We start from the raw sequence: 21,782 nt of genomic DNA, 5'->3' as shown, positions 1-21,782 counted from the left end.
CCAAACTATTGAGCCCGCACGCCCCGCCGGACCCGCCGATCGTCGGGGGTTATTCGTAGCTCGCGAAGTAGGACGCGGCCATGTCCTTGTCGCCGTGACCACCGTCGACCGCGCGCTTGAGGCGTTCGGCGGAGGCCTGTGCGACGTCCAGGCGCACCTTCGCCCGGTCCGCGGCCTCACCGACGAGGCGGGCGTCCTTCAGCGCGTTCTCCACGGTGAACGCCGGGTCGAACGAGCGGGCGATGATCGCGCCGCCCTTCATCTGCAGGTACGGGGTGTCGATCGCACCGCCGGACATGGCCTCCAGGAACAGCTTCGGGTCGAGCCCGGACGCCTCCGCGAGCGACACGGCCTCGCCGACCGCGGCGGTCAGCGCGAGCACCCAGCTGTTCGCGACGAGCTTCAGCCGGGACGACTGGCCGGCCTCGCCCACCCACATCGTGCGTGCGCCGATCACGTCGAAAACGGGCTGCACGCGCGGACGGAGCCCCTCGGCGCCGGACGCGAGCACGACGAGCTTGCCCTCGGCCGCCGGTTTGGTGCTGCCGAGCACCGGTGCGTCCACGAACTCCAGCCCGAGCGACCGGGCGAGCGCGATGTGGTCCTCCGTGGCGTCGACACCGACCGTGGACGCCTGCACCCACACCGCGTCGTGCGGCAGTGACGGCGCGGCGGCCTGCATGGTGGTGGTGACGGTGGGGCCGTCGTTGAGGACCGTCAGCACGACCTCGACGCCTTCGACGGCCTCGGCGGGTGTGTCGAGGACGGTGGCGCCCCGAGCGGCGAGCGGTTCGGCCTTCGCACGCGTGCGGTTCCAGACCCGGACGTCGTGTCCGGCCGCGGCGAGGTTGGCTGCGATGGGGGCACCCATGAGGCCGGTGCCGAGCACGGCGATCTTCATGTCCCCCAGCAAACAAGAAACCTCGCGGTGCTGCCAGGTCGGGGGTCCGACAGCACCGCGAGGTCAACAGTGACATCGGCGGACCGACGTGCGCTGTTACAACGCCATCGTACTGTGGCGTGGATCACGTTTAACAGAATGAAACCCCTGGAGCGCGGGAGGTGCTCCAGGGGTTCCCGTAGGGAGGCACTCGCGAACGGGGCGCCGTGCGAGTGCCGGGTCTTCTTCAGATTCAGCGCAGGGTGGTGACCTGAGCCTGGGCGATGGCCATCAGCTCGTGACGCATGGACGGGGTGGTCGCCATGTCGATCGCGCGAGCCACGGCCTTCCGGTTGCGCGCCTCGGCACGACGGGCGCGGAGCTTCGCTGCGAAGTTCATCTCGGTCTGCACTTCCCTCTGTGAGGTCTGTTTGGTTGGTAACCCAAGTATGCACCTTCACGCGCGTGAAAGCACGCGATTATCCGGTGAGGTGGGGCACATGCCGATGAATCATCGGCTGACAACGTGGACGGCCGGACAACTGTAGGTGGCCGCCGTCACTCCTCACGGCCGAGCAGGAACCGCCCGAAGTGCGGCACGGTGAACGCGATCTGACCCCGTTCCGCGCTGTAGACCAGGCCTTTCTTGATGAGCGAGTCCCGCGCGGGCGACAGCGACGACGGCTTGCGACCCAGGTGGTCGGCCACCTGGGCGGTGTTGACGCCCGCGTCCTTTCCGTCGGTCAACTCGGCCATCGACCGGAGGTACTCGCGTTCAGCGGGCGTCGCACGCTCGTACCGGGAGCCGAAGAAGCCCACGGCCAGCTCGGCGTCGGCCTCGGGAGCGGCCACGGAGACGTCCAGCGCGGTGATCGGATCGGCCGGCGCGGCGTCCCAGGCGGCCTTGCCGTAGGCCTGGATGAAGTAGGGGTAGCCGCCGGACGCGTCGAACAGCGCGTCCAGTGCCTCGTCGGTGATGCCCGCGTCCTCGCGGTCGACCGGGGCGAGCACGGCGCGGTCGGCGTCCTCGCGGCTCAGCCGGTCGATGCGGACGTAGCGGAAGAGGCGTTCCGAGTACGACTTGCTGGCGGACAGCACCGCGGGCAGGTGCGGCAGCCCCGCCCCGACCACCACCAGCGGCGCGCCGAGCTGCGACAACTCGTGGCAGGCCGCGCACAACGCGCTGATGTCGTCCGGCTTGAGGTCCTGCATCTCGTCGATGAGCAGCGCCACGCCCGTGCCGACGTCCTGCGCGAGTTCGGCGACGTCGGTGAACAGCTCGACGAGGTCGATCTCGATGTCACCGGAGTCGGCGCGGCCGCTCGCCGCGGGCACGTCGATGCCGGGCTGCCAACGGTCGCGCAGCTTGGCGCCGTCCGGGGCGGCCCGCAGCGCGAACGCCTTGAGGATCCCGAGGATGGACTCGACGCGGTCCGGTGCGCGGTGGCGGACGGCGAGGTCGCGGATCGCGCGGTGCAGTGCCGCGGACAGCGGCCTTCTGAGGTCGGCGTCGGGGCGCGCCTCGACCTTGCCCGCACCCCAGCCGCGCTTCAGCGCCATCGACCGCAGCTCGCCGAGCAGCACGGTCTTGCCGACGCCCCGCAGCCCCGTCAGCACGAGGCTGCGTTCGGGACGGCCGCGGGCCACGCGTTCGAGCACCACCTCGAACGCACCGACTTCCTTGTCCCGGCCGGCGAGCTCAGGAGGCCGCTGGCCTGCACCGGGAACGAACGGGTTGCGCACCGGGTCCATGGCTCGCACCGTATCCGCGTTTCTAGCGGCCTTCGTAGAGACGCGCAGACATCGCTCGGATTGCGGCCGGATGCCGCTCTCTACGTTTATCTAGTGATTGAACAATACGGCCTAATAGTTGCGGATGGTGGGCCGTACCGGTTCGCTGGATCACATGGCTGAAGTCGTGACGAAGGGGACCGGCGAGGTCGAACGGACCGCCGACCGCGCCCAGGTGGACGTGACGTTCGAGGCGCTCGGTGCCGATCGCGCCGAGGCGGTGAGCACGCTCAACCAGCGCATCTCCGCCGTGGAGCCGCTGCTCGAGGAGTTCGAGGTGCGGTCGCGGCAGCTGTCCGCGCACGACAACTGGGACAACAACACGCGCGTCGGCAGCCGCGCGTCGCAGCAGTACGTCATCTGGGTGAAGGACCTGGAACGCCTCGACGCCCTGCTCGCCGAGCTGGTGCAGGCCGAGCCGTCGTGGATCAACGGTCCGTCGTGGACCCTGGTCGACGACACCGAGGCGATCCGCGAGGCGCAGCGCGAGGCCGTGGCCGACGCGTTGCGACGGGCCGAGGGGTACGCGTCGGCGCTGGGGCGGCGGCTCGGGCCGTTGCTGCGCATCGGGGACACGGAGGGTGGCGCGCACTACTCACCGCGGATGATGAGCGGGGCGGCGTCGTTCGAGATGGCCGGGCCGGCGGGGATGGTCGACCAGCTGAACCTGAAGGCGCAGCAGATCACCGTTTCGGCTACATGTACGGCGGCTTGGACCTTGCTGGACTAGCTCACCCAAAGCAATCAGTTGATCACCCAAATCGTCTGCGTCCCCCTCCGCGACTCGCTATCGTCGTTCCGTACCAGTGATCGCTACGGAATTCGGGGGTATCCACTGTGCCGCTTGGGCGTATTGAGCTGGCGAAGCTGAGCGTCCCGGACAACCCGCAGATCAGAGCGCGGCTGGCCGAACTCACCCATCCCGGCGGCGTCGCCCTTCAGCTGGCCGACACGTACGAGGCCCGTGACCCGGCGGGGATCATCACCGTCGTCGTGGACAGGCGCCAGATGGTGACCGACGTGCGCATTCGCGGACGGTGGTTCGAAAAGCTGCGACCGGAAGCCTTCCCCGCCACCGTCTACAACACGTACGTGACGGCTGTGCAGCGCTCGATCGCCGTGGAGTCCGCTCACCGCGGTCCAGACGCCCACACCCAGCCCGCACCTCCCACGCAGAGACCGGACCCCACGGACACGCCGCTCGAAGAGTGGATGGCGAGCACGCGAGCCCGGCTCGACGCAATCGACGCCGAGTACGACGCGATCCGCCGCCGGGAGCAGGCACCGGCGTCGACGGACGTCACGGAGATCCGCAGCCCACTCGGCTACCTGTCGATGCAGCTGCGCGGCGGCGGGCCGATCTCGTTGAACGGCGACCCGCGAGCACTCGACAACCCGTCCGACACCGTGCTGGCCGAGGACGTCCTGCGTCTCTTCGTGCGCGCCGGTCTCGGCGTCGACCCCGGTGAACGTCCGCGCCCGACCCCGCGGCCGCGCACCGGTGGCGACGAGGGAGACGACGACTACTACACCGATTTCCGCGTCCTCGGCAGGGGAGACTGACATGGCCGGCTACGAGATCGTCACCCAGGACCTGCGCGAAGAGGCCAAGCTCTGGCAGGGGAAGGTCGACAGAGCAGAGCCGATCGTGCAGGCCGTGCGCGACACGTACCTCTCCGCACCGGCGTTCTTCGTGGGCGACCTCGCAACCCTGGGTGCCGGGATCGCCAACGCTGTTTTCGAAGCGGGTCAGTACGAGGAGTTCCGCGCGTACATCGAGAAGTGCGTCAGCGGAGCCGTCACCGAGTTCAACCAGATCGACGACGTGCTACGGAAGATCGCTGACGAGTACGACCGCACCGAGAGCGTCAACGAGATCGAACTTCGCGAGTTCTACGGCTAGCGGGAGCACAGTCCAATGAGCAGTGCAGGTGAACTGACCAACTTGTTCGAGCGCGGCTTCCAGGGGCTCGAAGACAAAGCTCGCGAGTGCGGCGACAGGTTCAACGCCGGCGTCGACCACATCAACGACTGGCGCTTCGTGCTCGGTCCCGCGATGCTCGTCATCAACCCGGCGCTCGACGCCATCGGCGAAGCCATGCAGAAGTTGTTCAAGCTGATCAGGACCGCGGTGGAGCACCACACACCGGTCGTGTCACTGATCTTGCAGTCCTTCAACTGGGTCGAGAACGTCCAGCAGCCGATGAACGGGCTCAGCCACGTGCCGGGTGACACCTACCTGGCCGCTCGGTGGTCCGGCGAGGCCGCCGCCGTGTATTCGCAGAAGCTCAGTGCGCAGAACGACGCGATGAACGCGATCTCGACCAAGGCCGACGGTGTCAGCAAGTGGCTGATGGACATCGCCAAGTACAACGTCGAGTACATGACCGAGCTGTCGAAGATGGCGACCGAGTTCCTCGGTGCGCTGGTCACGGCCGCGATCGAAGGCGCGACCGTCGTCGGCATCGTGTTCTCGGTCAAGGACCTCGCGGGCGCCATCGGCAATCTCGTCACCCAGTCGCTGAACAACCTGGTCGGCATCGCCAAGCGGTTCGTCGAGGCGCTCAGCAAGGTGCGGGACCTGCTGAGCATGACGACTGACAAGGCGCTGCCCAACCAGGGCTGGCCACAGGCGGTGAAGGGGTGAGGGCAGTCGTCGGCCTGGTCACTTCGGCCGTTCTCTTCGCCGGCTGCAGCGCCAAACGCGTGGAGACGCCTGAGTTCGACTCGGCGTCGACGCCGGTGTCCACACCTTCGATGAAGCCGGGCGGCTCCGCGACACCGGTGAAGTACACGGCCGAAAACACGAGGAGTTGCGCGGACGTCCGGCAGCAGGTGGGTGCGGATCTTCCTGACCCGCAACCGGACGGCGACCAACAGCCGGGCGCTGGCTCCTGGGCAAGGACCTGCACGTACAAGACAGCCGAGCAGGCGGTCGTCTTCGCCATCCGCTCGTGGGAGAACACGGACGACGCCACCGGGTTCACGTCCGGCAACGACAACGCGAAGAGGTACTTCGCAGACCGCACCTCGTCGTGGGAGAAGGACGGCGGCGTGGGCATCGGGTCGGACGCGCGCTGGCGGGAGCCTCGAGCTTCGGCCTGTGCGTTGGAAGCTCTCGACGAGAACGCCGTGCTGACCGTCGCGCTCACCGGCGGCGCGGAGGGCGAGCAGTGCCGAACGGCCGTGCGTGAGCTGGCGAAGAAGTTCTACGCCGCCATGCAGCCCTAGTGGCCGTTGAGCGACTCCACGGCGTGCTGCACCGCCGCCGCGTCGCTGTCGTCCGGGCGGGCCGTGAGCCAGTTGGTGAGCCACGCGGCACGGCGGCGGGCCGCGGCCGCCAGGACCAGCAGGATGTAGGCGCGGCGCTCCCACTCGCGGGCCGACCTCAGCGCGTCGGCGGCCGGGCGCCACTCGTCGCGGAGGGTCCCCATGAGTGCGCGCGCCAGCACCGGATCTTGCACGGGATCAACCTGCAGGTCCTGCATCCCACCCCCAGTGTCGTTGCGAAACGACACTCTGAGTGTGCATGAGGGACCGTCTACTTGGGCAAGCCTTAGTCCGCCGCGTAGCGCCAGAAATCGCGCATGATCGCGGTCGGGGTGGGACTCGTCATGGCTGTTCGGGTGAGCAGGACGGTGACCGCGCTCCGCGAGGGGACGACGTGCGCGGCCGTGCCGGAGCCGCCCACCCAGCCGTAGCGGCCGGGGACGTTCCACGGGTCCACCGGGGCGACGTCGACGCTGCCGCCCCAGCCCCAGCCCTGCCCTTCGAGGAAGACGTGCGCTGCTGCGCGTTCGGCCGCGGACGTCGTGTCGGTGGCGAGGTCCGGCAGCAGGTCGCTGGTGAGCAGGTGGCGGAAGAACACCAGCAGGTCGTCCACTGTGGACTGAAGACCACCGGCGCCGGACGGGAGGACGTCGCTCAGGAAGCTCGTGCTCGTCATGCCGAGGGGTGCGCAGAAGCGGTCGGCGAGGAACGACGGGAGCGAGCCGGTGGCGCGGTCGATCAGGATGCCGAGGACGTCGTAGGACGTGTTGTACAGCCAGCCCTCTCCCGGCTGGTGCAGCAGCGGGACGGTGGCCAGACTCTTCAGCCAGTCGCCGGGGGGCGGCAGGTCGGGGCGGCCGTGCAGGTGCGCGACCTCGAAGAGTTTGGTGGTGGCGGGCAACGAGAAGTCCGCGGTGAAGCCCCAGCCCGAACGGGACGCCAGCAGGTGCCGGACGGTGATCGGGCGGGTGAGCGGCACCAGGTCGTCGATCTCGCCGGCCGGCGTGCGGACGACCAGCGGGGCCGCGAGTTCCGGCAGCCAGCGGGCGATCGGGTCGTCGAGCGCGATCTCGCCGTCGCGGACCAGGAGCGCGGCGGCGGTGGCGACGATCGGCTTGGCGATCGAGGCGATCGGGAAGACCGCCTCGCGCGCCTCGCCGACCGCCGCGAACTCGACGTCGTCGCCCTTCAGGACCAAAGCCGCCGAGGTGGGAACGGTGTCGCGGTGGGACTCCAGCACTGCCCGCAAGGTCATGGTCGCCATCCTTCTCCGGATCGGGTTCGGAGGTGCAGACCTCGCGGGCTGCCGGAACTCATCGCTCCAGGATCGCCGTGATGCCCTGACCGCCCGCGGCGCAGATGGACACGAAGCCCCGGCCACTCCCCTTCTGGTGCAACAGTTTCGCCAAGGTCGCCACGATTCGGGCACCGGTGGCGGCGAACGGGTGGCCCGCGGCCAGCGAGGAGCCGTTGACGTTCAGCTTGGACCTGTCGACCTCGCCGAGTTCCTTCTCCCAGGCCTCGAGCGTGGCGAGCACCTGCGACGCGAACGCCTCGTGCACCTCGTAGAAGTCGAAGTCCTGCAACGTGAAGCCCGCCTTGTCGAGCATCCGCGGCGCGGCGTGCACCGGGGCCATGAGCAGGCCCTCGTCACCGTGCACGTGGTCGACGGCGGCGGTCTCGGCGAACGTCAGGTAGGCCAGCACCGGGAGGTTGCGCGCGGCAGCCCACTCCTCGGTGGCCAGCAGGACCGCGGAGGCACCGTCGGAGAGCGGGGTCGAGTTGCCGGCGGTCATCGTGTCGCCGAAGACCGGCTTGAGCTTGGCGAGCTTCTCGACGCTGCTGTCCGGGCGGAGGTTCTGGTCGCGGGTCAGGCCGAGGTACGGGGTGACGAGGTCGTCGAAGAAGCCCTCGTCGTAGGCACGCGCCAGGTTCTGGTGGCTTCGGGCGGTGAGTTCGTCCTGCGCCTCGCGGGTGATCTCGTACTGCGCGGCGGTGATGGCCGCGTGTTCACCCATCGACATGCCGGTGCGCGGTTCGCCGTTGCGCGGCAGGTGCGGGACGACGTGGCTGGGCCTGAGCTTGGCGAGCACGCTGAGCTTGCGGGTCCGGTTGAACTCCAGCAGGAGCTTGCGGAAGTTCTCGTTCACGCCGATCGGGGCGTCGCTGGTGGTGTCGACGCCACCCGCGATGCCCACCTCGATCTGGCCGAGCGCGATCTTGTTGGCCACGGCGATGATCGCCTGCAGGCCGGTGCCGCACGCCTGCTGGAGGTCGTAGGCGGGGGTTTCGGGGCTGAGCCTGCTGCCGAGGACCGACTCGCGGACGAGGTTGAAGTCGCGCGAGTGCTTCAGCACGGCTCCCGCGACCACCTCGCCGAGTCGTTCGCCCTGCAGGCCGAAGCGGCTGACCAGGCCGTCCAGCACCGCCGTGAACATGTCCTGGTTCGAGGCGGTGGCGTACGGGCCGTTCGAGCGGGCGAACGGGATGCGGTTGCCGCCGATGATCGCTACGCGCATGCCGCCATACTACCTACTAGCGGGTAGACTTACTAGCGAGTAGGTTGTGGGGCGTGGACAGGTACCAGAAGTTCGCAACGTCGGGGCTGGGCCGCCAGCTCGTCCGCAGGCTCGGCCTGCCGAACCCCCACCCGCTGCGCCGCGACGCCGCTTTGGCCACATCCGTGCTGGTCGGCGGCGCTGACAGGCTGCCCTTCCTGAAGCAGCTCGAAACCGGTGCAGCCCCCTACGGCGCGCTCGTGTTCGACGCGTCGGAGATCAGGACGGTGGGCGAGCTGAAGCAGCTGCACGAGTTCTTCCACCCCACGATCACGCAGCTCGGGCCGTGCGGGCGGGTGATCGTCATCGGGAGGTCGCCGGACTCCGTGGCGCAGCGGGCGCTCGAGGGGTTCGTGCGGTCGGTCGGCAAGGAACTGCGCCGCGGCGGCACGGCGAACCTGATCCACGTCGCGGACGGTGCCGAGGACGGCGTCGAGTCGACGCTGCGGTTCTTCCTGTCCGGACGGTCCGCGTACGTGTCGGGGCAGGTCGTCCACGTCACCGGCAACGCCTCCGCCGGCACGCTGGAGGGCAAGGTCGCGCTGGTCACGGGCGCGTCGCGGGGCATCGGTGAGGCGATCGCGGCGACGCTGGCCCGCGACGGCGCGCACGTGGTGTGCCTGGACGTCCCCGCCGCCGGCGACGAGCTGTCGAAGGTCGCGAACGCCGTGGGCGGTTCGGCGTTGCAGCTCGACATCACCGGCGATCCCGCCCGGCTGACCTCGTACCTGCTGGAACGGCACGGCGGCGTCGACGTCGTCGTGCACAACGCGGGCATCACGCGCGACAAGACGCTGGCGCGCATGGACGCCGCGAAGTGGGACGCGGTGCTGGAGGTCAACCTCGCCTGCCAGGAACGGGTCAACGACGCGTTGATCCACGGCGGCGTGTTGCGCGAAGGCGGCCGGATCGTCGGGGTGTCGTCGATCGCGGGCATCGCGGGCAACGTCGGCCAGACCAACTACGCCACGTCGAAGGCCGGCGTGATCGGCATGGTGCAGACGCTCGCGCCCGTTCTCGCTGCTCGCGGAGCCACCATCAACGCCGTGGCGCCCGGTTTCATCGAGACGAAGATGACCGCGGCGGTGCCGTTCGCGACGCGCGAGGTCGGGCGGCGGATGAACAGCCTGTCGCAGGGCGGGCTGCCGTCCGACGTGGCGGAGACGGTGGCGTGGTTCGCCTCGCCGGGCTCCGGTGGCGTGAACGGCAACGTCGTGCGCGTGTGCGGCCAGATGCTGCTGGGGGCGTGATGTTGCTGCGCGCGGCCCTCACGTCGTTCCGGCGCGGGGAAACGCTGGCCGCCCAACCGGTGTCGGCCGTGCTGAACGTGTCTTTGCAGCACCTCGCCGCCTACAACGCGGTGTGCGGGTTCGGGTTGCGCGACGCGTTGCCGTTGACGTACCCGCACGTGCTTGGCTTCCCGCTGCAGATGAAGCTGATGTCCGGTGCCGGGTTCCCGTTCCCGTTGCCGGGTCTGGTGCACGTGGCGAACCGGATCACGCAGTCGCGGCCGTTGACGTCGGACGAGCGGCTGGAGATCACGGTGTCCGCGCGCGACCTGCGCCCCCACCCGCAGGGCACCCAGGTCGACGTCGTGACGTCGGTTTCCGGTGTGTGGGAGGGGGTTTCGACCTACCTGCGCCGCTCGGGCGGTTCCGGCGGCCAGGGCGAGGAGCTGGAACGACCGGCCGGGTCCGCGGTGTGGAAGGTGCCCGCGGACATCGGGCGGCGCTACGGCACGGCGTCCGGCGACCGCAACCCGATCCACCTGCACCCGTTGGGCGCCAAGGTCTTCGGCTTCCCACGAGCCATCGCCCACGGCATGTGGACGAAGGCCCGCTGCGTCGCCGCGCTCGAGGGACGGCTGCCCGAGGCCGTGACGGTCGACGTCCGGTTCAAGAAGCCGCTGTTCATCCCCGGTCGCGTCGAGTTCTCGGCGGTGGAGGGCGCTACCGGCTGGGAGTTCGCCGTGTGGGGCAAGGGGCCCCACCTGCTCGGCTCGACCCAGAACTCACCGTCGTGACGGCGGGTGCCAGACGTTCCCGTCGACGAGGTTGCCGAAGCCCATCCAGACGAGGTTCATGAGGCGGGCCGCGACGACCCCGGCGGGTTCCTCCGGGTGGTCGAGCCACCAGTCCGCGAGCGACTCGCCCGCCCCGACCAGCGCGGCGGCCAGCGACTCGGCCTCCAGCTTGGTCGCCGGAGCCTTCGTCGACTGGGTGAGCAGTGCCGCGACCAGCGACACCGCCCGGCCGCGCATGTCCGTGAGCTCCACCGCGAACGGACCGCCCTGCGCCGACGCCTGCCGGTGCAACACCTGCCAGCTCGCCCGGTTCTCCCCGACGAACCCGAAGAACGCGCGCAGGCCGCTCCACAGCTGCACGTCGGGTTCCTGGTCGGGCTCGACGCCCGTCGCGATGGCCTCCATCATGCGGGTGGCCTCGCGCCGGATGCACGTCGCGAACAGCTCTTCCTTCGAGCCCAGGTAGGCGTAGAGCATCGGCTTGGAGATGCCCGCGACCTCGGAGATCTCGTCCATCGAGGCCGAGTGGAAGCCGAGCCGCGAGAACACGTCGACGGCGGCGTCCATGATCTGCCGCTCACGCACGGCGCGTGGCAAGCGCTTGGCTCGACCTTCTGTGCGCATCACTACCCCTCGGTTCGGAGCAGCAAGATTATCCGATCGGCTTGCCGCTCAATCTACTGGTGAGTAGTCTTACTCGCGAGTAGGTACCAGGAGGTGTTCCGCATGACGCTCGACCTCACCACCGAGGCGATCGCGAAGCTCAGTCCTGCCGAGCTGATCAGCACGTTGCAGCAGGTCTCGCCCGACGACCCGGCGCTGAAGGACGTGGACATCGACGTCATCGCCCGCGGCATCGACCCGAAGAAGCTGGGCCGCGACGACTTCGCCGCGCTGCTGAACGCCCTGGGCGCGCTGGCCGACGGCGGCGCCGACCTCGACCTGGCGAAGATGGACCCGTCCAACTTCGCCCGCATCATCTCGCGCGCCTCGAAGGACCAGATCGAGGCTGTCGTGGCGGATGCCTCTCTGCGCGTGCGGGTGCTGGACGAGGTGTTCCGCCGCATGGAGGTCCACTTCCGCGCGGACCGCGCGGGCGCCACCCGTGCCGTCGTGCACTTCCACGTGCTGGAAGACGTCTACGAAGCGGTGATCGAGGACGCCACGTGTTCGATCAACAAGGGCGTGACGCGCGAGGCCCGAGCGATCGTGACGCTGACGCCCGCCGACTTCCTGAAGCTCGCGACCGGCAACGCCTCCGCCCCCGTGCTGTTCATGACGGGCAAGCTGAAGGTGAAGGGCGACCTCGGCTTCGCGGCCGGGTTCATGAGCCTGTTCAACATCCCGAAGGCCTGACGGAGAAGGGTTCTGCGCTGTGGGTGGCTTCTCGCTCGAACTGAACGAAGACCAGACCGACCTGCGCGACTGGGTGCACGGCTTCGCTCGTGACGTGATCAGGCCGGCGGCCTCCGAGTGGGACGAGCGCGAGGAAACGCCGTGGCCGGTCATCCAGGAGGCGGCGAAGATCGGCCTCTACGGCTTCGAGGCCCTCGCGACCTGGTTCGCCGACCCGATCGGCCTGTCCCTGCCCATCGCCACCGAGGAACTCTTCTGGGGTGACGCCGGGATTGCGTTGTCCTTGATGGGCACCGGTCTCGCGGTCGCCGGCATCTTCGCCGGCGGCGAGCCGGAACAGCTCGCCGAGTGGGTGCCGGAGTGCTTCGGCGACGAGTCGGACCCGAAGCTGGCGGCGTTCTGCGCGTCCGAGCCGCAGGCGGGTTCCGACGTGGCCGGGTACCGGACGCGGGCTCGTTACGACGAGGCGACCGACGAGTGGGTGCTGAACGGCCAGAAGGCCTGGGCCACCAACGGCGGCATCGCGAACGTGCACGTCGTGACCGCTGTCGTCGATCCTGCCCTGGGATCGCGCGGGCAGGCCGGGTTCATCGTTCCCCCTGGCACTCCCGGGCTGTCGTCGCCCGGGAAGATCAAGAAGCACGGCATGCGTGCTTCGCACACGGCCGACGTCTTCCTGGACGACGTTCGGGTGCCTGGGCGGTGCGTGCTGGGTGGACGCGAGCGGCTGGAGGCCCGGCTCGCCCGTGCCCGGGAGGGGCTGAAGGCCGGCGGCCAGGCTGCGATGGCCACCTTCGAGACCACGCGTCCGACCGTCGGCGCGATGGCTGTCGGTGTCGCTCGGGCCGCCTACGACTACGCCTTGGAGTACGCGAAGGATCGCGAGGCGTTCGGGCGCAAGATCATCGAGAACCAGTCGATCGCGTTCGACCTGGCCAACATGCGGATGGAGATCGACGCTTCGCGGCTGCTGGTGTGGCGGGCGGCCTGGATGGGGCGCAACAACGTGCCGTTCACCGCCGGTGAGGGGTCGATGTCGAAGCTCAAGGCCTCTGAGGTGTCGGTTTGGGCCACCGAGCGGGCCATTCACATCCTGGGTGGGGCCGGGTACACGCGGGAGCACCCCGTTGAGCGGATGCACCGGGACGCCAAGATCTTCACCATCTTCGAGGGGACCTCGGAGATCCAGCGGCTGGTGGTGTCGCGGATGATCTCCGGGATGCAGATCAAGTGAGCTGAGCGTGGGCTCGCCGTCACGGCGAGCCCACGCCGTCAGCGCTTCGATCTCAACTGCTTGTCACACCTGTAACAGGTCTTGTCCTGGCCGCTCGCGTTCGAGTAGCCGCAGTGCGGGCACGTGACCCTGCCCAGCGACTGGTGCTGAGGCGTGTGCGGGTTGTGGGGGTTGCGAGCGGGGTTGGTCTTGCGGCAACCCCCGCAGATCGCGGCGTCATCGTCGCGGTTGGTGTGGCGACACTTGTTGCAGGTCCAGGACATCTCGTCTCCCGGGTTTGTGGGCTTGTCGTTCCCCATCGCCGGGCTCACCGAGGACGCAACTCTGGGCGTTGCCGAGCACCCCATCGGCCCAACTCCGATCAGCTGGCTGTGAGCTGCCGACCGCGAGGAGTAACGCGGGGTTCCACTACGCCGATCAGCCCAGTAGGTCGGCGTTAGGGGGATCGTGGTGCTCCCGGATGTGTTGATGGCCGCTGCGGTCCTGGTCGGGGCCGCAGGCAGCGCCTGCGTCGTGGTGCTCGTGGACCGGCCCGAGCCTGGACCAGTGGTCAGCCAGGTGGTTCGGGTGGTCGACGCCGGTGCGGTCGAGGTGCGCGAGGGCGATCGGGTCGTGACCGTGAAGCTCGCGAACGTTGTCGCTCCTGCCGCGGACGAGTGTTTGTACGCGGAGTCGCGGAAGTTCCTCGGCGAGTTGTTGCCCGAGGGGACGCCGGTGACCGTCGAGTGGGACGGGGCGCTCGCTGCGCTGTCCACACAGGACGGTCTGGTCAACGCCGCTGTGGTCGGTGAGGGGTTGGCCGTGCCCACTGCCGAGGGCACTCGGTTCCTGGATGCGGTGAAGCGGGCCAACAACTCCGCTGTGGAGTTGCGGAAGGGGTTGCACTCGCCTGAGGTGCCCTGCACGTTGCCCGGGCGGGTGAAGGCGATCACCGATGCTGCGGCTGTGGTCGAGGCTCAGTCGTTGCGGGCCGGCAGGACCGAGTTGACGGTGGCCGCGGACACGGCGAAGAGCGCCATCGGGTTGGTGGAGCAGTTGGCCAAGCCTGGTGGGCTCACTTGGGACGCGGTGGCGCCGGTGGAGCAGACGGTGTTGTTGTCCAAGGTCACCAAGGCGGTGCCCACGTTGTACCGCAAGGAAGCCGAGCTGCGGAACGTCGTCAAAGGGCTGCGTTAGAGCGGCAGGGTCAGGACTGCGCCTACGCGCTTGAGTTCGCGGTGGTGCACGGCCAGGTGGACCACGTCGTGCGGGCGGCGGAAGCGGAGCACCACGAAGTTCGGGTGCGGCGGGTCCTGGTCGACGATCTGCTCGACGCGGCCTTCGGCGTCGCTGAAGATGATGCGTTCGTCCCAGATGATTTTGGTGGGGCCGAAGAACAGTTCGCCCTCCTGCCACTCGCCGTCGATGAGGACATCGGCGTCGCCGCGTGAACGGTCCTCCTCGGACTGGCCGAACGTCTCGCCGAGGACGGCTCCGAAGATCTCGAACAGTGCGGACATGACGATCCCCCTTCGTTGCCACGGAAACGAGCTGGGCGCCCAGCTGGTTCCCGCAGGTTCAGAGGTGTTTAGCCGAAGGGCTGGCCGGCTTCGCGCAGCCAGGCGCGTTCGCGCGAGTGGTCCGGCATGGCGGGCCAGCCGTTGATCCTCGCGATCAGCACCCAGTAGCGCTCGGCGCGCGGGTCGGCGAAGTCGGAGAGCTCGCGCAGCTTCGCCACGAGGGTCTCGTCGTTCGGCAGGTCCAGCGCCCGCGCCCAGTTGGCGTTGACGCGGTCCACCACGGCCCGCGCCTCGGCGGACTCCGGCGCGATGCCGGCGTCGAGCGCCTCGCGGGCCTGGGCGATGGCGAAGTTGAACGCCTCCATCTGGTTGTCCCCAGGCGGGCTCATGTCCTTGCCGCTGCGGCGCTGTTCCTCGTGCTGCTGCGACATCCGCTTGACGGTCGCGCGGAAGTCCGGGTCCTGCACGAGCTTCGCGAGCTCGACCCACGCCTCCAGCTGCTCGGTCGACGGGTCGTCCGGCAGCTCGACGCGCACGGACCGCATGTGCTGCTCGAACTGCGGATCCAGCTCGTACGGCCCGAACACCTCCTCGAAGAAGTCGTCGAGGATGCGCTGGCGCTCCTCGTCCGACATCCGAGCCAGTTCGTTCATCAGTTCCATCTCCCCTCCCTTGGCGACGGCGCGCAGCACGGCTCGCCTGAGCCGCAACGTCCTCATCTGCGCGTCGATCGCGTCCGCGTGTGCCCGCGCCACGTCCGTCACCGACACCTCCCGCGCCAGCACGCGGCCGGCGGTCGGCAGGTCCACGCCCAGGTCTCGCAGCGTCCGGACCAGCTTCAGCCTCGCCACGGCCTCGACGTCGTAGGTGCGGTAGCCACCGGTGGTCCTGTCCGCGGGCGGGATGAGGCCCGAGTCGGAGTAGAACCTGATGGTGCGGACGGTGAGTCCGGTCATCCTGGCCAGCTCACCGATCTGGTAGCGCGTCACGAGAACTACTGTGAACCCTCCAGTTGCTGGAGGGTCAACCCGAATGAGGCACGATCACCTGTGTGGGGACGATCACCTGGCAGTACTGGGCGCTGGGGGCGCTCGCGATGTGGCTGCTGTTGCGCCTTTGGCAGCGGAGCAGGCGGGAGGCGCAGTCCCCGGTCTGGACGTCGATCGTCAGCTGGCTGCTGATCGCGGCACTCGTGGCTGCGGCGGCGGGTGGCGGGCTGCTGTGGCTGCTCGGCTGGCCGACGATGCCGAAGCAGGCCGCGTTCACGACGACCGAGATGCTGGACCTGCTGAAGATCGGGCTCGCCGTGGTGGCCGGGTTCGGCGGTGTGGTGGCGCTGGCGGTGAACTACCGCAAGCAGCGCGTCACGGAGGCGGCGCACCTGCACGCTCTCAACCAGGAGGAACGCGAGCACACCAAGCTGTTCTACGAACGCTTCAAGGTCGCGGCCGAACTGCTTGCCGGTGAGCAGATCGGTCTGCGCGTCGCCGGCGTCTCCGCGATGGCCTCCCTCGCCGACGACTGGGAAGCACAGCGACAGATGTGCGTGGACACCCTGATCGACGCCGCCAAACTCGCAAAGGACGACACCGAGGTCGTGACCAAGATCTTCCGAGCCATGCGGTCCAGGCTCGACGGACAGCGGGAAGCGGTCTCCTGGTCAGCGCTGACCTTCGACTTCAGCGGCTTCGAGTTCGACGGTGCGGACTTCGGCGGCCTGAGGTTCGAGAGTCCGGTGATCTTCGACGGCGCCGAGTTCACCGGTGAACTCACGTCGTTCGACGGCACCGTCTTCCACGGACCACTGCGGTTCACCGGCGCCACGTTCACCGAAACCGTCGTCAACTTCCGCGACGCGGTCTTCGCCGGGCGGCCCTCGGATTTCGTCGGCTGCACCTTCGACCGCACGACGATCGACCTGGGCGGGAGCGAACTGCGGAGTCGTCGGCTGCACTTCGACCGCTGCGAGTTCGTCAGCAGTGAGCTGCAGGCGGAAGACATGAACGTCGACACCGCAGCCGTCCGAATCGAGCACTCGGCCCTGACGGACAGCACGCTGAACTTCACCGAGATGCTGGGTGCCGACGCCGACCGGGGCTCGCTCGGATTCCTCTTCGTGGAGGCCTGCACCCTGGTGGAGTGCACTGTGCTCCTGAGGTCCCTCGACCCCGAGCACCAGTTCGTGTGGTGGCGGGACAACGCCGTGACCGGCGGAACGTTCGAGATCAGCCCGAAGCCCGCGAAATGGCTCAAGGTTCGCGGCGAGGAACCAACGGGCCCATGACGACGATCAGGAACGTCGCGATCGGCCCCAGGAGCAACGACAGCAGGAACCAGGCGAGCCCGCTGCGGCCCTTGGCCTGCGCCAGGCCCGCGTTGATCAAACTCAACGTGCCCCAGCCGATGAAGTACCCGCCGTTGTCCTCGATCATGAAGCCAGCGTCGCACGTCATCCGGTGGCGTCCCGCAAGTGCAGAGGGAGCCCTCGATCAACTTCACGCGAACGAGGGACTCCCGGACGATTGCCCCGAATGACCGAGTGACGACACGGCTCGACCTGTGGAATTTTGATCGAGTTGGGATTGCCTGGGGGGCAAAGCCGATTCGCGACCTTCGTGGAGAAGGTCTCTTCGGCGTGCTTCCCGACGTTTTCTGGGGGAAATTGATGGGTAGTTTTTCGCGTGCACTGAAATTGACGCTGGGTGCGGCCTGCCTAATCGCCACGTTGCTTCCCGCCTCACCCGCGAGCGCGGCGGACGAGTCGTGGGACGCTCCGGTCAGCATCGGCGCCGTGGGCCCGGAGCCTGCCGGTACCGTGAACGCCCCGACCGACCTGGGGCTGAGCGCGGCCCCCGTGGTCTGCTTCCGCGGCCACGTCCAGGACCTCGGCTGGATGGGCTGGGACTGCAGCGACGACGGCAGCTGGGCGTTCGCCGGCACGACGGGCCAGTTCCGCAGGCTCGAGGCAGTCGAGTTCTTCGGCAACAACACCGGCGGTCACACCTGCATGCAGGCACACGTCCAGGACGTGGCCTGGCAGGCCACGTTGTGCATGGGAGACGGACGGGTCGGCCGGGTCGGCACCACCGGACAGTTCCGCCGGATCGAGGCGATCAGGTTCGGCAGCACCGTCCGGACCACCTGCGCGGAGGCGCACGTGGCTGACCTCGGCTGGATGGGGTACCGGTGCAACGGGGCCGGCATCCTCACCGCGGTCGGCACCATCAGCCAGTTCCGGCGGATGGAAGCGCTGACCGGCACGATCCAGTAGCGCACAAGGGAAACAGGGTGCCCTTCCGTCGTTCGAAACGACGGAAGGGCACCCCGTTTCCGGGTTCTCAGTAGGTCATCGCGATGCCCGGCTCGGCCAGGAGTGCGCCGACGTCGGCCAGGAACTGCGAACCCTGCTGGCCGTCCACCACGCGGTGGTCGAACGACAGCGCGAGCTGGCAGATCTTGCGGACCTTGATCTCGCCGTCGACCACCCACGGCATGTCGCGGATCGCGCCCAGGGCGAGGATCGCGGACTCGCCCGGGTTGAGGATCGGCGTGCCGGTGTCGACGCCGAAGACGCCGACGTTGGTGATCGTGATGGTGCCGTTCATCATGTCGGCCGGTGACGTCTTGCCGTCGCGGGCGACCGTGGCGAGTTCGTCCAGTGCCACCGCGAGTTCCTTGAGGGACATGCGGTCGGCGTCGCGGACCTTCGGGACCACCAGGCCGCGCGGCGTGGCTGCCGCGATGCCCAGGTGGACGTAGTCCTTGTAGACGATCTCGTTGGCGGCGCTGTCCCACGTCGCGTTGACGTCGGGGGTGCGGCGGGCCGCGAGGACGACCGCCTTGGCGCAGAACGCCAGCGGGGTCAGCTTCACGCCGCGGAACTCCGGCGCGTTCTTGAGGCGCGCGCGCAGTTCCATCATCGGGGTCACGTCGACCGTCAGGAACTCGGTGACGTGCGGTGCGGTGAACGCGCTGTCCACCATCGCCTGGGCGGTGGCCTTGCGGACGCCCTTGATGGGGACCCGGCGTTCACGCGTGCCGTTGTCCACATAGGACGCGACAGCGGCGGGAGCAGCCGGGGCGGAGACGGCGGTTTCGACGTCCTCGCGGGTGATCACGCCGCCGGGGCCGGAACCCGTCAGGGCGTGCAGGTCGACGCCCAGGTCCTTGGCCAGCTTGCGGACCGGCGGCTTGGCCAGCGGGACGTACCCGCCCGGTGCCTGCACCGGAGCAGCGACGACCACCGGAGCAGGCGGCGCCACGACAGGAGCAGGCGGCGCCACGACAGGAGCAGGAGCCGGAGGTGCCACGACGGCGGCGGCCGGAGCAGCGGCGGGCGCGGAGTCCTTGCGGGCACGGCGCTTCGCCGCACCGGACTTCGGGCCGTAGCCGACGAGCGTCGCGATGCGGCCGCCCGGCATCTCCTCGCCGATCTTGCCGGACGAGGTGCCGTTCGCCTCTGCCGCAACGGGAGCGGCAGGGGCGGCCGCGCCACCGGGGTCGGTGTCGATCGTGATGATCGGGACGCCCACCTCGACGGTCTGGCCCGGCTCGGCCAGCAGCTCGGTCACGACGCCCGCCCACGGGCACGGCAGTTCGACGGCGGCCTTGGCCGTCTCGATCTCGACGATGATCTGGTTGACCGTGACGGTGTCGCCCGGCTTGACGTGCCAGGTGAGGATGTCGGCCTCGGTCAGCCCCTCCGCCGTGTCGGGCAGGGGGAATTGCTTGTACTGCGGCATTTCCGGTTGTCCCCTTACCAGGCGAGAGAGCGGTCGACGGCGTGCAGCACCCGGTCGAGGTCGGGGAGGAACTCCTCCTCGAGCTTCGACGGCGGGTACGGGGTGTCGAAACCGGTCACCCGCAGCACCGGTGCCTGCAAGGAGTAGAAGCACTCCTGCTGGACCTTCGCTGCAATCTCGCTGCTGATCGAGGACTCGGACGGCGCCTCGGACACGACGATCAGACGGCCGGTGCGGCGCACCGAGTCGTAGACCGGCGCGAGGTCGAGCGGCGACAGCGTGCGCAGGTCGATCACCTCGAGCGAGGTGCCGTCCTCCGCGGCGGCCGCGGCGGCGTCGAGCGACGTGCGGACCATCGGGCCGTACGCCACCAGCGTCGCGTCCGTGCCGGAACGCAGCACGCGCGACTCGAAGAGCTCGCCGGGCGTGGCGGTGGTGTCGACCTCGCCCTTCTCGTAGTAACGGCGCTTCGGCTCGAAGAACAGCACCGGGTCGTCGCAGTCGATCGCCTGCTGGATCATCCAGTACGCGTCGGACGGGTTCGAGCACGAGACGACCTTGAGGCCGGCGGTGTGCGCGAAGTACGACTCCGGGGACTCCGAGTGGTGCTCGACCGCACCGATGCCGCCACCGAACGGAACGCGGATCACCATGGGCAGCTTGATCTTGCCCTGGGTGCGGTAGTGCAGCTTCGCGACCTGCGACACGATCTGGTCGAAGCCCGGAAAGATGAAGCCGTCGAACTGGATCTCGCACACCGGGCGGTAGCCGCGGATCGCGAGGCCGACGGCGGTGCCGATGATGCCGGACTCCGCGAGCGGCGTGTCGAGCACGCGCTGCTCACCGAAGTCCTTCTGCAGGCCGTCGGTGATGCGGAAGACGCCACCGAGCTTGCCGATGTCCTCGCCCATCATGATGACCTTGGGGTCGGCTTCCATCGAAGCCCGCAACCCGAGGTTCAGGGCCTTGGAGATCGTGAGCGTCTGCACCGGGGACGCCGGGGCAGCGGCCGTGGAACGGTCCATGGTCGGAGCAGCCATCAGTGCTCACCTCCAGCAAAACCCGAGACGTAGTCGAGGAATTCGTCGCGCTGCGCGTCGAGGACGGGGCTGCCCTCGGCGTAGACGTTGCTGAAGATCCGTTCAGCGGGCGGGTCGGGCATGTTCGTGCAGAACTCGCGCAACTCCTCGCCCAGCTTGTCGGCCTCGGCCTCGACGCCGTCGAAGAAGTCGTGGTCGGCCCACTGCTGGCGGACCAGGTAGACCTTCACGCGCTCGATCGGGTCCTTGAGCTTCCACATCTCGAGCTCGTCCGACAGCCGGTAGCGGCTCGGGTCGTCGGAGGTGGTGTGCGCGTCCATCCGGTAGGTGAACGCCTCGATGAGGATCGGGCCGTTGCCGTGGCGGCACTCGTCCAGCGCCCACTTCGTGACGGCGAGCGTCGCGAGGACGTCGTTGCCGTCGACGCGGATGCCGGGGAAGCCGTAGCCGCGGGCGCGCTGGTAGAGCGGCAGCCGCGACTGGCGTTCGGTGGGCTCGGAGATGGCCCACTGGTTGTTCTGGCAGAAGAAGACGAGCGGCGCGTCGTAGACCGCGGCCCACACGAAGCCCTCGTGCACGTCACCCTGGCTGGTCGCGCCGTCGCCGAAGAAGCACATGGTGGCTTCTCCCTCGTCGTCGCCGACCTTGCCGTCGAACTTCTGGCCCATCGCGTACCCGGCCGCGTTGAGGACCTGGTTGCCGATGACGATCGTGTACGGGTGGAAGCGCTTCTCGACCGGGTCCCAGGTGCCCTGGTCCGTGCCGCGGAAGATGCCGAGCAGCTCCGTCGGGTTGATCCCGCGGGTCCACGCGATGCCGTGCTCGCGGTAGCTCGGGAACGCCATGTCCGTCTGACGCATCGCGCGGCCGGCGCCGATCTGGGCGGCCTCCTGGCCGAGCAGCGGCACCCAGATGCCGAGCTGGCCCTTGCGCTGCAACGCGTTCGCCTCGCGGTCGACGCGGCGGATCAGGACCATGTCGCGGTACAGACCGCGCAGCTCCTCCGCCGTGATGTCGATGTCGAAGTCGGGGTGGCTGACCCGCTCGCCCTCGGGGGTGAGCAGCTGCACCAGGTCGGCACCGCCCTCGTCGGTCGCTCGCAAGCCTGCGATCACCTGTTCCGCCGTCGGTTTCGCGGCAGTGGCGGCCGGCGCTGCATCCGGCTCAGGGTGCGTCCATTGCTCAGGGGACGACATGCGCCTTCTCCTCTGTCTACTCCGACCGCCTGATCGCTCGTGACGACCTCGTGCGGCGACGTCGGCGGTCGCCGCCAACCCTGTGGGGCCGGAGGCAGCCGTCGACGGTGACGGTGGCTTACGACCACATCCTGACACGGCCTCACCCGAGTTGGTGAGACCCGTCCCACTTCGTAACACACGAGTCAACGGT

Annotated in this window: 25 protein-coding genes; 12 read left to right on the top strand and 13 right to left on the bottom strand. The window is 68.8% G+C overall.

The features are described from left to right. Nucleotides 1-49: 49 nt before the first annotated feature. From QSK25_RS10210 to QSK25_RS10200, 3 genes are all read right to left on the bottom strand, one after another. Complete coding sequence (locus QSK25_RS10210; RefSeq protein ID WP_285637000.1) at nt 50-901, bottom strand: NAD(P)-dependent oxidoreductase; 852 nt, start codon at nt 899-901, stop codon at nt 50-52. A 232-nt stretch (nt 902-1,133) separates the two neighbouring features. Next, nucleotides 1,134-1,280: a hypothetical protein gene (locus tag QSK25_RS10205; RefSeq protein ID WP_169746017.1), complete on the bottom strand. Its 147-nt coding sequence runs from the start codon at nt 1,278-1,280 to the stop codon at nt 1,134-1,136. A gap of 158 nt (nt 1,281-1,438) precedes the next feature. Next, the gene (locus tag QSK25_RS10200) at nt 1,439-2,632 is read right to left on the bottom strand and encodes an ATP-binding protein (protein ID WP_285636994.1); all 1,194 of its coding nucleotides are present in this window, start codon (nt 2,630-2,632) and stop codon (nt 1,439-1,441) included. Nucleotides 2,633-2,786: 154 nt separating this feature from the next. Between QSK25_RS10200 and QSK25_RS10195 the strand changes: the two genes are divergently transcribed. From QSK25_RS10195 to QSK25_RS10175, 5 genes are all read left to right on the top strand, one after another. After that, nucleotides 2,787-3,401 (top strand): SIMPL domain-containing protein, encoded by a 615-nt coding sequence (locus QSK25_RS10195; protein WP_285636991.1) that lies wholly within the window; start codon nt 2,787-2,789, stop codon nt 3,399-3,401. 107 nt (nt 3,402-3,508) lie between these two features. Further along, complete coding sequence (locus tag QSK25_RS10190) at nt 3,509-4,234, top strand: hypothetical protein (RefSeq protein ID WP_285636988.1); 726 nt, start codon at nt 3,509-3,511, stop codon at nt 4,232-4,234. A gap of 1 nt (nt 4,235) precedes the next feature. Beyond that, complete coding sequence (locus tag QSK25_RS10185; protein WP_285636985.1) at nt 4,236-4,574, top strand: hypothetical protein; 339 nt, start codon at nt 4,236-4,238, stop codon at nt 4,572-4,574. 15 nt (nt 4,575-4,589) lie between these two features. Continuing rightward, a complete protein-coding gene (locus tag QSK25_RS10180) occupies nt 4,590-5,318 on the top strand; it encodes a hypothetical protein (protein WP_285636982.1) in 729 nt (242 codons plus the stop codon). Beyond that, nucleotides 5,315-5,902: a hypothetical protein gene (locus tag QSK25_RS10175; RefSeq protein WP_285636979.1), complete on the top strand. Its 588-nt coding sequence runs from the start codon at nt 5,315-5,317 to the stop codon at nt 5,900-5,902. Before QSK25_RS10180 ends, QSK25_RS10175 begins: the two co-directional genes overlap by 4 nt. Here QSK25_RS10175 and QSK25_RS10170 read toward each other — a convergent pair. From QSK25_RS10170 to QSK25_RS10160, 3 genes are all read right to left on the bottom strand, one after another. After that, nucleotides 5,899-6,159, bottom strand: coding sequence for a hypothetical protein (locus QSK25_RS10170; protein WP_285636976.1), 261 nt, complete (start codon nt 6,157-6,159; stop codon nt 5,899-5,901). The genes QSK25_RS10175 and QSK25_RS10170 overlap by 4 nt on opposite strands. A gap of 68 nt (nt 6,160-6,227) precedes the next feature. Beyond that, the gene (locus QSK25_RS10165; protein WP_285636971.1) at nt 6,228-7,196 is read right to left on the bottom strand and encodes a serine hydrolase domain-containing protein; all 969 of its coding nucleotides are present in this window, start codon (nt 7,194-7,196) and stop codon (nt 6,228-6,230) included. A gap of 58 nt (nt 7,197-7,254) precedes the next feature. Beyond that, nucleotides 7,255-8,460 (bottom strand): acetyl-CoA C-acetyltransferase, encoded by a 1,206-nt coding sequence (locus QSK25_RS10160; RefSeq protein ID WP_285636968.1) that lies wholly within the window; start codon nt 8,458-8,460, stop codon nt 7,255-7,257. A 53-nt stretch (nt 8,461-8,513) separates the two neighbouring features. Between QSK25_RS10160 and QSK25_RS10155 the strand changes: the two genes are divergently transcribed. Together QSK25_RS10155 and QSK25_RS10150 are read left to right on the top strand one after the other, a co-directional pair. Continuing rightward, a complete protein-coding gene (locus QSK25_RS10155) occupies nt 8,514-9,749 on the top strand; it encodes a 3-oxoacyl-ACP reductase (RefSeq protein ID WP_285636965.1) in 1,236 nt (411 codons plus the stop codon). Next, complete coding sequence (locus tag QSK25_RS10150; protein ID WP_285637605.1) at nt 9,749-10,522, top strand: MaoC family dehydratase; 774 nt, start codon at nt 9,749-9,751, stop codon at nt 10,520-10,522. The genes QSK25_RS10155 and QSK25_RS10150 overlap by 1 nt, the downstream gene beginning before the upstream one ends. Here the strand turns inward: QSK25_RS10150 and QSK25_RS10145 are convergent. Then, nucleotides 10,511-11,146, bottom strand: a complete 636-nt coding sequence (locus QSK25_RS10145; protein ID WP_285636962.1) for a TetR/AcrR family transcriptional regulator — start codon at nt 11,144-11,146, stop codon at nt 10,511-10,513. The genes QSK25_RS10150 and QSK25_RS10145 overlap by 12 nt on opposite strands. Nucleotides 11,147-11,248: 102 nt before the next feature. On the opposite strand from QSK25_RS10145, the gene QSK25_RS10140 reads away from it, so the two are divergent. The 3 genes from QSK25_RS10140 to QSK25_RS10130 all read left to right on the top strand — a co-directional run bounded on the left by QSK25_RS10140 (nt 11,249) and on the right by QSK25_RS10130 (nt 14,288). Next, nucleotides 11,249-11,878 (top strand): SCP2 sterol-binding domain-containing protein, encoded by a 630-nt coding sequence (locus QSK25_RS10140; RefSeq protein ID WP_285636959.1) that lies wholly within the window; start codon nt 11,249-11,251, stop codon nt 11,876-11,878. Between the two features lie 19 nt (nt 11,879-11,897). Next, the gene (locus QSK25_RS10135; RefSeq protein ID WP_053731936.1) at nt 11,898-13,112 is read left to right on the top strand and encodes an acyl-CoA dehydrogenase family protein; all 1,215 of its coding nucleotides are present in this window, start codon (nt 11,898-11,900) and stop codon (nt 13,110-13,112) included. 468 nt (nt 13,113-13,580) lie between these two features. Then, nucleotides 13,581-14,288, top strand: a complete 708-nt coding sequence (locus tag QSK25_RS10130; protein WP_285636950.1) for a thermonuclease family protein — start codon at nt 13,581-13,583, stop codon at nt 14,286-14,288. Here QSK25_RS10130 and QSK25_RS10125 read toward each other — a convergent pair. Together QSK25_RS10125 and QSK25_RS10120 are read right to left on the bottom strand one after the other, a co-directional pair. Then, nucleotides 14,285-14,611: a hypothetical protein gene (locus QSK25_RS10125; protein WP_285636947.1), complete on the bottom strand. Its 327-nt coding sequence runs from the start codon at nt 14,609-14,611 to the stop codon at nt 14,285-14,287. The genes QSK25_RS10130 and QSK25_RS10125 overlap by 4 nt on opposite strands. 68 nt (nt 14,612-14,679) lie before the next feature. Next, nucleotides 14,680-15,600 (bottom strand): helix-turn-helix domain-containing protein, encoded by a 921-nt coding sequence (locus QSK25_RS10120; RefSeq protein WP_285636934.1) that lies wholly within the window; start codon nt 15,598-15,600, stop codon nt 14,680-14,682. Between the two features lie 62 nt (nt 15,601-15,662). Here QSK25_RS10120 and QSK25_RS10115 point away from each other — a divergent pair, with 62 nt between their 5' ends. Then, a complete protein-coding gene (locus QSK25_RS10115) occupies nt 15,663-16,895 on the top strand; it encodes a pentapeptide repeat-containing protein (protein WP_285636931.1) in 1,233 nt (410 codons plus the stop codon). Here QSK25_RS10115 and QSK25_RS10110 read toward each other — a convergent pair. After that, the gene (locus tag QSK25_RS10110) at nt 16,861-17,043 is read right to left on the bottom strand and encodes a hypothetical protein (protein ID WP_285636928.1); all 183 of its coding nucleotides are present in this window, start codon (nt 17,041-17,043) and stop codon (nt 16,861-16,863) included. The two genes, QSK25_RS10115 and QSK25_RS10110, sit on opposite strands and share 35 nt — an antisense overlap. A gap of 359 nt (nt 17,044-17,402) precedes the next feature. Here QSK25_RS10110 and QSK25_RS10105 point away from each other — a divergent pair, with 359 nt between their 5' ends. Then, a complete protein-coding gene (locus tag QSK25_RS10105; protein ID WP_285636925.1) occupies nt 17,403-17,882 on the top strand; it encodes a hypothetical protein in 480 nt (159 codons plus the stop codon). 67 nt (nt 17,883-17,949) lie between these two features. Here QSK25_RS10105 and QSK25_RS10100 read toward each other — a convergent pair whose 3' ends face one another. From QSK25_RS10100 to pdhA, 3 genes are read right to left on the bottom strand one after another with little or no spacing between them, the layout of a single operon-like run. Continuing rightward, nucleotides 17,950-19,353, bottom strand: a complete 1,404-nt coding sequence (locus tag QSK25_RS10100) for a dihydrolipoamide acetyltransferase family protein (RefSeq protein ID WP_285636922.1) — start codon at nt 19,351-19,353, stop codon at nt 17,950-17,952. A gap of 14 nt (nt 19,354-19,367) precedes the next feature. Continuing rightward, on the bottom strand, nt 19,368-20,393 hold the full coding sequence (locus tag QSK25_RS10095) for an alpha-ketoacid dehydrogenase subunit beta (RefSeq protein ID WP_285636919.1): 1,026 nt from the start codon (nt 20,391-20,393) through the stop codon (nt 19,368-19,370). Then, on the bottom strand, nt 20,393-21,589 hold the full coding sequence (pdhA, locus tag QSK25_RS10090; protein ID WP_285636916.1) for a pyruvate dehydrogenase (acetyl-transferring) E1 component subunit alpha: 1,197 nt from the start codon (nt 21,587-21,589) through the stop codon (nt 20,393-20,395). The genes QSK25_RS10095 and pdhA overlap by 1 nt, the downstream gene beginning before the upstream one ends. Nucleotides 21,590-21,782 lie beyond the last annotated feature (193 nt).

Origin of the sequence: Lentzea sp. NBRC 102530 (assembly GCF_030269365.1) — a bacterium.
Classification (GTDB): domain Bacteria; phylum Actinomycetota; class Actinomycetes; order Mycobacteriales; family Pseudonocardiaceae; genus Lentzea.
The sequence above is the reverse complement of the archived record's forward strand: the minus strand, read 5'-3'. Positions and strand labels throughout refer to the sequence as shown.